Origin of the sequence: Caballeronia sp. (assembly GCF_049581465.1) — a bacterium.
In the GTDB taxonomy this organism is placed as follows: domain Bacteria; phylum Pseudomonadota; class Gammaproteobacteria; order Burkholderiales; family Burkholderiaceae; genus Caballeronia.
Map to the genome: position 1 here is coordinate 1 of NZ_JBAUSA010000383.1, position 6,676 is coordinate 6,676.

General features: G+C 60.3%; 6 protein-coding genes and 1 pseudogene. 5 read left to right on the top strand and 2 right to left on the bottom strand.

Annotated elements, in window-relative coordinates:
• Positions 1-504, bottom strand: a pseudogene (locus tag WCA53_RS09500) (helix-turn-helix transcriptional regulator); the annotation flags it as partial.
• A gap of 130 nt (positions 505-634) precedes the next feature.
• Between WCA53_RS09500 and WCA53_RS09505 the strand changes: the two are divergent.
• The 5 genes from WCA53_RS09505 (at position 635) to WCA53_RS09525 (ending at position 5,983) form a co-directional block, all read left to right on the top strand.
• Positions 635-1,477, top strand: a complete 843-nt coding sequence (locus WCA53_RS09505) for a carbon-nitrogen hydrolase family protein (protein WP_423908397.1) — start codon at positions 635-637, stop codon at positions 1,475-1,477.
• Between the two features lie 115 nt (positions 1,478-1,592).
• Complete coding sequence (locus WCA53_RS09510) at positions 1,593-2,483, top strand: APC family permease (RefSeq protein ID WP_423908400.1); 891 nt, start codon at positions 1,593-1,595, stop codon at positions 2,481-2,483.
• Positions 2,484-2,719: 236 nt separating this feature from the next.
• On the top strand, positions 2,720-3,901 hold the full coding sequence (gene dinB / locus WCA53_RS09515) for a DNA polymerase IV (RefSeq protein ID WP_423908403.1): 1,182 nt from the start codon (positions 2,720-2,722) through the stop codon (positions 3,899-3,901).
• Positions 3,902-3,915: 14 nt separating this feature from the next.
• The gene (locus WCA53_RS09520; protein WP_423908405.1) at positions 3,916-4,500 is read left to right on the top strand and encodes an alpha-ketoglutarate-dependent dioxygenase AlkB family protein; all 585 of its coding nucleotides are present in this window, start codon (positions 3,916-3,918) and stop codon (positions 4,498-4,500) included.
• Between the two features lie 184 nt (positions 4,501-4,684).
• Positions 4,685-5,983 carry a DUF2325 domain-containing protein gene (locus WCA53_RS09525; protein WP_423908407.1) on the top strand — a complete coding sequence of 433 codons (1,299 nt, stop codon included), beginning with the start codon at positions 4,685-4,687 and terminating at the stop codon, positions 5,981-5,983.
• Positions 5,984-6,002: 19 nt separating this feature from the next.
• On the opposite strand, the gene WCA53_RS09530 is transcribed toward WCA53_RS09525, so the two are convergent.
• The gene (locus WCA53_RS09530; protein WP_423908409.1) at positions 6,003-6,380 is read right to left on the bottom strand and encodes a winged helix-turn-helix domain-containing protein; all 378 of its coding nucleotides are present in this window, start codon (positions 6,378-6,380) and stop codon (positions 6,003-6,005) included.
• Positions 6,381-6,676: the final 296 nt, after the last annotated feature.

A 6,676-nucleotide genomic window follows, 5' to 3' on the forward strand; every position in this document is an offset into this window, starting at 1 on the left:
CTGCATCAACGCGAGCACCCATGGGGAGAACAAGGTCAGTAAAGCGACTTCGCGCTCGCCGTACTCGACCGTGTTGCCGAGAGAAAATCCCCTCGTATAGTCGTCGTTGATCACCACGTTGAAATGCACTTCATCGCCGACAATATTTTTCTTGAAATAACGCTGGTAATACTCAGTCATCCTGAAGTTGTCGGGTGCAACGTCGGCTAGCGTGAAAAAACCCGAGACCCGTTGTTCGAAAGCGGCCAGATAGAACGGATCCAGTTGATAGAGCGCGGCCAGGTAATCCTGGAAGAGCAGGTCGACCTTGCCCTCGGGTAGCGCCTGCTCGGCACATACCAGCGGCGGCGTATGGCGGCCAAAGCGCAACGCAACCCAACTATCAAAGCGGATATGCCGCTCCAGCACACGCGTGAGACGGGCCCAGAAATGAGGGCCGTCCAGGGCGTCGATGGCCGAACCGATCTCGCGATGGAACGCCAGATCCCGCCATTCAAACTCCATCGTCTCCTCCGGTGAGGTAACCCTCAAGGGTAATTTCTGGACAAAAATAATGCCCCGATAATAGCCTGGACGAAATGATTAGCAAGACCGTGCAAAGCTTTTTCAAAGCATAGGGAAGGAGACACGTCACATGCAGGTAGAACTCGCTCAAATCACGCTGATCGATAGCGATGTAGCGCACAACACGCGCAAGGTCATCGAAACCATCGGCCGCGCCGATCTCGACGGTGGCACGAAACTGATGGTTTTCCCGGAGACCGCGCTGTCTGGTTTCCCCACGCGCGAAAACGTGGCAGACGTAGCGCAACCGATCGACGGCCCCGCGCTTACTGCCGTGCGCGACGCGGCGAAGCGCGCGGGCATCTCGGTAGCGGTGGGACTGGCCGAGCGCGAAGGCTCGCGTTTTTATAACACGACAGTGCTTGTCGATGAAAACGGCGAGATCGCGCTGCGTTATCGCAAGACGCATTTGTGGGCGACGGATGTCGGCGTGTTCACACCCGGCGACCGCTTCGCGACGTGCGTGTGGAATGGCATCACAGTCGGCTTGCTGATCTGCTACGACATCGAGTTTCCCGAGACCGCGCGCGCCGTCGCGTCGCTCGACGCCGACTTGCTGATCGTCACCAACGGCAACATGGCTCCGTTCGGCGTGGTGCATAGCCGCGCCATTGCCGCCCGCGCGATGGAAAACCAGATGTTCGCGCTGATGGTGAACCGCTGCGGGCCCGGCGACGACAACCTGACCTTCACGGGTGAATCCGCGCTCATCGATCCGTTCGGCGAGACGGTCGCGGTGGCCGGCGCAGAAGAGATCCTGCTTACGACCCGCATCGACTGGAACCGGCTCGAAACGAGTCGCGAACACTATCGATACCTGCACGACGCTCGCGTGCCGCTTGGCCTCACGCGAGCGGACCAGGAAGACGGATCGCGAGCACTCGTGATCGACGAGCGCCGCTTTAGCCGCTAGACCGCTTAGCCACTCGATATTTTCTGCAGTTCCTTAGCCCATGAAGCGTCCGGCGCACCCTTGAACGCGCGGCGGACGTGCCCGCTTACGCCTGTCGAAAGTCACGGAGAAATTCATGCAAGACTCGTCCATTGCAACGCAGCCGCACCTTAAGCGCACGCTCGGGTTTCCATCGGTGCTGTTATTCGGCTTAGCCTACATGGCGCCGTTGATCGTGTATGGCACCTATGGCGTGCTGGCCAAGGCAAGCGACGACACCGCCTCGACCATGGCAGGTGCCGCGATCGCCGCGTATTCCTATCTCGGCTTCGACGCGGTGTCGACGCTCACCGAGGAAACCATCGAGCCTGAAAAGAACATGCCGCGCGCGATTTTATGGATCGCGCTGATCGGAGGTGCGATCTTCGTGCTGGCTGCCTACACGATGCAACTCGCGCATCCGGGCGTCGAATTCAAGGACACGGATTCGGCGGCGTTCGAAGTAGCCAAGACCATTGGCGGCGATATTTTCGTGACCGTGTTCCTGGCCGGCCTTATCCTCGCGCAATTCGCGTCGGGTATTTCCGCACAGGCCAGCGTAGGACGCTTGCTCTACGCGATGGGCCGCGATGAAATCCTGCCCAAGCGCGTCTTCGGTTTCATTCATCCGAAGTTCAAGACGCCGGCGATCAACATCGCGATTGCGGGAATTGTCGGCCTGATCGCGTTGAAGCTGGACGTGGCGACGTCCACCTCCTTCATCAACTTCGGCGCCTTCCTGGCGTTCACAGCGGTCAACTTGTGCGTGGTGCGTCTTTATACGTCAGGCAATTATGCGGGCAAGAAGATGAACGTGTTCAGCGGCTTGATTTTCCCGCTGATCGGCGCGGTCGCTGACATCTGGCTGCTGGTGAGCCTGGAGAAAACCGCGCTGGTAATGGGCGCGATCTGGTTCGTGATCGGACTTGTGTACTTGTGCTGGATTACGCGGCTGTTCCGTCAGGCGCCGCCAGAAGTCGCCATCTGAAAGCAACGTGTGACGTGAGCGTGTTCAAGGGCGGTCATGCCGGGCTTGAACGCGTCCGGCCCCGGATCTTCCGTGGCATGGTGCGATCGGTTTTTTGGGGGTAAAATACTGTATATCCATACAGCCTACCCAGCTATGTCCGATCCCACCGGAAACGGCGGCGACAACTGCTTTTACTTGGGGTTGCCCGCGATTTCCACGACTACGACCGCTACGGCCGCAATCACGGCCCAACCATGCTGACCCGGCGTATTGCTCATCTGGACATGGACGCGTTCTATGCCTCAGTCGAGCTCCTCCGATACCCCGAGTTGCGCGGCCAGCCTGTCGTTATCGGCGGCGGACGCAATGCCGCGCCGGAAACACTGGCTGACGGCACCCGCCGCTTCGCCAGGCTTCGCAACTACGCGGGCCGCGGCGTGGTCACCACATCGACCTACGAAGCCCGCGCTCTTGGCGTGTTTTCCGCCATGGGCATGATGAAAGCGGCCGCACTCGCACCCAACGCCATTCTCCTGCCCACCGATTTCGATTCGTATCGTCACTACTCGCGGCTTTTCAAGGCGGCGGTCGCCACGTTCACGTCGCAGATTGAGAATCGCGGTATCGATGAAATCTATATCGATCTCACCGACCTGCCCGGCGAATCAGTTGATATCGCCGCGCGCATCAAGCAGGCGGTTCGCGATGCCACGGCCCTGTCCTGCTCGATTAGCGTCGCGCCCAACAAGCTGCTGGCGAAGATCGGTTCGGAACTCGACAAGCCGGACGGGCTGACCATCCTGACGCCCGCAGACGTGCCCACCAGGATCTGGCCGCTAGCCGTTCGCAAGGTTAATGGCATCGGTCCGAAGGCGACGGAAAAGCTCGCGGCGTGCGGTATTGAAACGGTCGGAGATCTGGCGCGCGCGGACCCCGGGATGCTTCAGGAGCGCTTTGGCAGCAGCTATTGCGGGTGGCTTCTGGAAGTCGCGCAAGGCTTTGACGAGCGGCCGTTAGTCGTCAGCTCCGAACCCAAGTCGATGAGCCGCGAGACCACGTTCGAGCGTGACCTGCATCCCAGGCAGGATCGCGACGAGTTATCGGCGGCGTTCACGGCATTGTGTACACGCGTGGCCGAGGATCTGCATCGCAAGGGCTACGTCGGGCGCACGGTGGGCATCAAGCTGCGCTACAACGACTTCAGCACGGTCACGCGCGACCTGACCGTCGTGTCACCCACCGCCGATGCGGCAGAAATTCGCCGGGCCGCCACTGAATGCCTCAGGCGCGTTCCGCTCGACCGCCGGCTGCGCTTGCTTGGCGTGCGCGTCACTGCCCTGCTTCCGCTCGGCGCACAAGTGCCCGAACCGCAACCTGTCCAAGGCGAATTGCCATTCTCGCTGGACCACCCGGAAAGCGACTTAGGGTCGCAGTGAGGAGGACGACAACCGTGTTCCAGAATGACCTGTTCGAGGCCGCGCCGCTTGCTTTGGTCGATGACCCGGAGGGCGGCATTCGCTATCTGCCCGACGTCATCCCGGCGGCGACCGCCCACGACTGGTTCGAGCAACTGATGCGCCATGTTCAATGGAACAATCAGCGACGCATGATGTACGACCGGGAAGTCGACGTACCGCGCCTGATGGCGACGTATTCACTCGATGTCGAGCCGGCCCCGCAGCCTTTGAAAGAGGCCGCGGCGCAGGTGTGCGCCGTGACTGGCGCGATGTTCAACAGCGTCGGCTTGAATCTCTATCGCAATGGCGACGACAGTGTCGCGCCTCATCACGACAAGACGCAGCACCTCGTGCGGGGAGCCCCTATCGCTATCCTTTCACTCGGCGCAACCCGTCGAATGACGATCCGCGCGAAATCGGGACACGGGCGCACGATTCACGTTGATCTGCATGCGGGCAGCGTCATCGTGATGAGTCACGCGTCGCAGTTCACGCACAACCATGGGATCCCGAAGCTAAGTGGTATTGAAGAGCCCCGGATCAGCCTTGCCTTCAGGTGCTTCGCCACTGCGCGTTAGCCACGCTTGAGCAGCACCTTAACAGCGGCTTAGTAGCGCCTTAGTAGCGCCCTCGCAGGCCCCTTGAATGAATAGCGTTATATTCGGTGGTATATTTCGGTCACGGACCATCTTCAGGCGGGTGTCGTCGTTTGAAGGTTGGCATAAGGGTCAAACTGCTGGGTCAAACCGCTTCGAGGCCGACGTGCATACCGCTCCGCCCTTTCGCCTTGCCGGCACGCGTTCCAGCAACGCGCCGCCCGACGTTTGCTGCGCGCCCACAGCCTCGCAACTCCGTAGCTTGCGGCGGCGCGCCAGGCTTTCAGAACTGGATTCGCACCTGCACTGCTCGATCATTGGAACGTGCCTGAGCACCAATGAGTTGAGAAAGCTCGTTCCCAAGTTCACTTCTCTCGATCGGCATGAAGCGACCGACCTGGAAATTCATCATGCGGCAGTCGAACTAGCCATTGAAGGTGGCGACGGGGCCAAAGCGTTGCAGAAAGCGCTCGACGTGCGTTATGCCGGGGCCTTGCGCAAGTTCGAATCGTCGAAGGATGCGGACACACTGCTGGCGCTGTGGAAAGACGCGTTGAAAAGCGGCGACATTCCGTCTGCTTACTGGGCAGTGATGACCCACCCGCAGGCCACCCTGAGCATTCGGCAGGCTGCGTTTGGCGACTTGCATATGTTGTCGCATCTCGTGGGCGCTGCCAACCGCGCGGACATCCGCCGGCTTGTCGCCCTTGAGGAAGAGAACGCGGCGCTCAAGGACAAAGTGGAGCGCCAGCAACGCCGGTTGCACGAGATGAGTATTGAGCGCGACGCAGCGCAGCGCCAGTCGACCGAACTTTCGCTCAAGGCTGCGCGGCAAGCGAGCGCGCCGGCCGATGAACTGGAAGCCGAGGTGATCGTGCTGCGCGAAGCGCTAAGGGCGCGCGACGAGCGTCTTGCGATCCATACGAGCCGGCGGGAAGTGGCCGAACAGCGGGCGGTTATCGAGCAGCAAAATGGCGAGGCGTTGAGCAAGCGTCTTGACGATGCCATTGCAATGCTCAACGCATTTCATGCCGAATGTCAGGCGTTGGAAAAGACGCTTGAGGACACACTTGACGCGTCCGGCGCTAAGTCCACGCTCGCGAGCCTGCAAGGCAAGCGCGTGGTTTACGTCGGCGGCCGGCCGGGCTCGAACGCGGCGCTAAGGCAATTGGTGGAATCGGCGGGAGGCGATTTCGTGGTGCATGACGGCGGGATTGAGGATCGCAAGGGGATGTTCGCCGCCGCGCTGCCTCGGGCGGATATTGTGGTTTTTCCGGTGGATTGCATTGACCATGATTCGATGAACCTGCTCAAGCGCGTGTGCGACCGGCATCAGGTTGACTATCATCCGGTGCGGACTGCGAGCGTGGCGAGTTTTATTGAGTTGATGCTGCGACTTGAAGCGGCGTCGCCTGTGAGCGGCCGCACGCCGCCTGCCTCCAGGTTCTGCTTGCGGCATGGCTGAGGCCGATGGGCTGATGCCTTTAGCGCTTGATCAGCTTGATCAATGCAGAAATTTGAGGTGCGCACGTCTTTGCCGCTTCGGTTTCTATCTCGCGATAAAGGCGAATGATCTTCTCGCCGACAGGCGTCAGGACGCACCCTCCGCCCGCAGTCCCGCCTGTTTCGGATGAGGTTGCGGGGGTCTTGAGCGTGCGGTTCAATTCGTCGATAAGGAGCCACGCTCGCCTGTATGACATGCCGAGGCTGCGTGCTGCTGCGGAAATTGAACCGTGTTCCTTGACGGCTTCGAGCAAGTCGATCTTTCCTGGGCCGATCGCGACAAGCTCGGCTTGGCGGATGCGCATCCGGAAGCGTACTTCGGGCGGGGGCGACGGGGGTTTGGTTGGGGGTTGGGCCATTGGAGCGGGAGGTTTTGGGCGGTGCTGCTAGCGGAGAGTGTGGGGCTAGGGCTTGGGCGGTGCTGCTAGCGGAGAGTGTGGGGCTAGCATTGAGTCCTTCTGCTAGCGTGGTCGTTCTGCATAAGTAGTATTTTCTTGCTTATTTCTGTTAGCCCCTATCCGGGGCGGGACTTCATTTCTTTTCAAACGCGCAAAGAAACCAAGCAAAGAAACGCGTTCAAACCGCGAATACCTAAGTGTCGTCGTTGCTCACTTCAGGCTTTTGGCCCGAACATAGTGCCGCCCCCACACATCAA